This window comes from Streptomyces sp. NPDC056987 (genome assembly GCF_042673865.1).
In the GTDB taxonomy this organism is placed as follows: Bacteria; Actinomycetota; Actinomycetes; order Streptomycetales; family Streptomycetaceae; genus Streptomyces.
In genome coordinates this window covers 1-3,570 of sequence record NZ_JBHURV010000069.1, presented here as the reverse complement: position 1 = coordinate 3,570, position 3,570 = coordinate 1, and the positions used below count along the sequence as shown (strand labels likewise).

Below are 3,570 nucleotides of genomic sequence, written 5' to 3'. Positions count from 1 at the left end.
GGTGGGGGGGTTGTGGCTACTGCCCCAATCCGGTCCCCTGCCCCAACCACCCCCCCCTACGCCCCCCCCGGCGGGGGGGGGGGGCCCCCCGGCCCCCCCCCCGGCCCCTCTCCGGAACGCCTGCGAAGCGTCCCGGACCGCCCCTAATGACCTGCGCTGTCCACCACGGACGACCACTCGTCGAGCAGCGCCTGGGCCGACGCGTCGTCGGGACCCTCCGCCCACAGATGGGTGACGGCCTCGGCCGGGTCGGGCAGCACCATCACCCAGCGTCCGTCGGTCTCCACCACCCGCACCCCGTCGGTGGTGTCCACCTGGCGCTCACCGGCTGCCTCCACGACGCTGCGCATCACCAGGCCCTTGACGGCCCACGGGGTCGCCAGATCCCTGCGCAGGACATGGGCACGCGGGATACGCGCGTCGATCTGGCTCAGGGTGAGCTGCGTACGGGCCACCAGTCCGATGAGCCGTACGAAGGCCGCCGTACCGTCGAGGACGCTGCTGAACTCCGGAACGATGAAGGCACCACGGCCGTCCCCGCCGAAGATCGTGGTCTCCTCGCGCCCCACCCGGGTCAGGTCGTCGGGCGAGGTCGTCGTCCACTCCACCTGTGTGCCGTGGTACGCGGCGACCTGCTCGGCGATCCGCGTGGTGGTCACGGGGAGCGCCACCCGCCCGCTGCGCCGCTCGGCGGCGACCAGGTCGAGCAGGACCAGCAGGGCCCGGTCGTCCTCGATGATCCGGCCGCGCTCGTCCACCAGGGACAGCCGCTCGCCGACGGGGTCGAACCGCACCCCGAAGGCGGCCCGCGCGGAGGCGACGATCTCGCCGAGTCTGACCAGTCCCAGGCGGCGCGATTCGGCCGTTTCCGTGGGCCGGGACTCGTCGAGCCCCGGGTTGATCGTCAGCGCGTCGACCCCGAGCCGGCCGAGCAGGCTGGGCAGCACGAGCCCGGCGCTGCCGTTGGAGGCGTCGACGACGACCTTGAGTCCCGCCTCGGAGATCCCGGTGGTGTCGACGTTGCGGAGCAGGGAGCCGGTGTACGAGTCGAAGACGCTGGCGGGGAAGTGCAGATCCCCGATCTCGCCGGGGAACGCGCGGCGGTACTCCTGGCGGGCGTAGACCCGGTCGAGCTTGCGCTGGCCCGCCTGGGAGAGGTCGGCGCCCCGCTCGTCGAAGAACATGATGTCGACGGAGTCGGGCACCCCGGGCGACGTACGGATCATGATGCCGCCCGCGCTGCCACGGCCGGTCTGCTGCCGGGCTACGGGCAGGGGGACGTTCTCCAGGTCCCGTACGTCGATGGCGCTGGACTGGAGCGAGGAGATCACGGCCCGCTTGAGAGCGCGGGCTCCACGCGAGTGGTCACGCGCCGTAGTGACGGTGGAACCCTTCTTCAGCGTGGTCGCGTACGCGCCGGCCAGCCGGACGACGACTTCTGGCGTGATCTCGACGTTCAGGATGCCCGAAACACCGCGGGCGCCGAAGAGATTCGCCTGTCCTCGGGACTCCCAGATGACCGACGTGTTGACGAACGCGCCGGCTTCGATGGTCTTGAACGGGTAGACCCGAACATTGCCCTGAATGATCGATTCTTCGCCGACCAGGCACTCGTCACCGATGACCGCGCCGTCCTCGATGCGGGCCGCCCGCATGATGTCGGTGTTCTTGCCGATCACACAGCCGCGCAGATTGCTGTGCTGGCCGATGTAGACGTTGTCGTGGACCACTGCCTTGTGGAGGAAGGCGCCGGTCTTGACGACCACGTTGGAGCCGATGACGGTGTGCTCGCGCAGCTCGACATCGGCCTCGACCTTGGCGTAGTCACCGATGTACAGCGGACCGCGCAGCACGGCGTCCGGGTGGACCTCGGCGCCTTCGGCGACCCAGACGCCCGGGGAGATCTCGAAACCGTCGATGTCGACGTCGACCTTGCCTTCGAGCACGTCGGCCTGTGCCTTGACGTAGCTCTCGTGTGTGCCGACGTCCTCCCAGTAGCCCTCGGCGATATAGCCGTAGATGGGCTTGCCCTCCTTCATGAGCTGAGGGAAGACATCACCGGACCAGTCGACGGACACATCGGCCTCGACGTAGTCGAAGACTTCCGGCTCCATCACGTAGATGCCCGTGTTCACGGTGTCGGAGAAGACCTGGCCCCAGGTGGGCTTCTCCAGGAAGCGCTCGACCTTTCCTGCCTCGTCCACGATCGTGATACCGAATTCCAGCGGATTCGGCACCCGGGTCAGGCACACCGTCACGAGTGCGCCTTTCTCCTTGTGGAAGGAGATGAGGTCCGTCAGATCGAAATCGGTGAGAGCGTCACCGGAAATGACGAGAAACGCATCGTCTTTCAGCGCCTCCTCGGCGTTCTTCACGCTCCCTGCGGTGCCGAGCGGCTTCTCCTCGTTCGCATAGCTGAGCTCCATGCCCAGCTCTTCCCCGTCGCCGAAGTAGTTCTTGACGAGGGAGGCGAGGAATTGCACGGTTACGACGGTCTCGCTGAGCCCATGGCGCTTGAGCAACCGCAGCACATGCTCCATGATCGGCCGGTTCACTACCGGCAGGAGCGGCTTGGGCATGCTTGAGGTCATGGGGCGAAGTCGAGTACCTTCGCCACCGGCCATCACGACGGCCTTCATGTCGGAAGCGTCCTCCTTGAAGAGACGGTCTCGCCGACTTCACCCGTCTGGAACGAGGCCCGATGGCGTCAGGCTGCGGGCCGGCGACATTGCACGGCACCACATCGACGAGCTCAATCGGCCACGTTGTCCGCCCTGACGAGCCGGCGGACCTGGACCACATACAGGACTCCTGCCCACCAGTAGAGAGTTGTACCCCATCCTGCGAACGCCCATCCGAAAACTTCGGCGAGTGACGCGAGCCATCCACTTCCGTCACTGAGCAGCAGGAGGGGGAAGGCATACATCAAGTTGAAGGTAGCTGCCTTCCCGAGGAAGTTCACCTGGGGAGGCGGGTAGCCGTGCCTGCGGAGGATTCCCACCATCACCAGAAGCATCAGCTCACGGGCCAATAGAGCCGCGGTGAGCCACAGTGGCAGAATCTCGCGCCACGTAAGGCCAACCAGGGTGGAAAGGATGTACAGCCGGTCCGCGGCAGGGTCGAGGAGCCGCCCGAGGCTGCTGATCTGGTTCCAGCGGCGAGCGAGCTTTCCGTCGAGATAGTCGCTGACACCGCTCAGCATCAGCACCAGCAAGGCCCAGCCGTCACTGTTGGGCCCGCCGAACTCCGGACGAAGGATCAGCCACAGGAAGAGCGGTACGCCGACCAGGCGAGCCATGCTGAGGATGTTGGGGATGGTGAGCACCCGGTCCGTCTGGACGCGGGTCTCCTGGACCTCCACCCGGGGCCTCCTGTGTGGAACGAGCCAACGATGCCTCCTGACCTTACCCTCAGGACAGGCCGGCACCCGCAAGGGGGCTTGGGCAAGGGAATGTGACGAGGGTCCGCAAAAAGGCCCTGAACGCAGAAATGCCCCGCACCATACGGTGCGGGGCATTCCCACAATAATTGTTCGGCGGCGTCCTACTCTCCCACAGGGTCCCCCCTGCA

2 protein-coding genes are annotated in these 3,570 nt (G+C 66.8%); both read right to left on the bottom strand.

The annotated features are described in order from the left end of the window. Positions 1–143: 143 nt before the first annotated feature. Positions 144–2,639, bottom strand: a complete 2,496-nt coding sequence (locus ACFTZC_RS40865; protein ID WP_365820590.1) for a mannose-1-phosphate guanyltransferase — start codon at positions 2,637–2,639, stop codon at positions 144–146. Between the two features lie 113 nt (positions 2,640–2,752). Then, entirely contained in the window at positions 2,753–3,361 is a 609-nt protein-coding gene (locus ACFTZC_RS40860) for a CDP-alcohol phosphatidyltransferase family protein (RefSeq protein ID WP_382899067.1), read from the bottom strand. Positions 3,362–3,570: the final 209 nt, after the last annotated feature.

Excerpts from the sequence above, each read along its gene's own strand:
- ACFTZC_RS40865 (WP_365820590.1), bottom strand. The coding sequence starts at position 2,639 with ATGAAGGCCGTCGTGATGGCCGGTGGCGAAGGTACTCGACTTCGCCCC.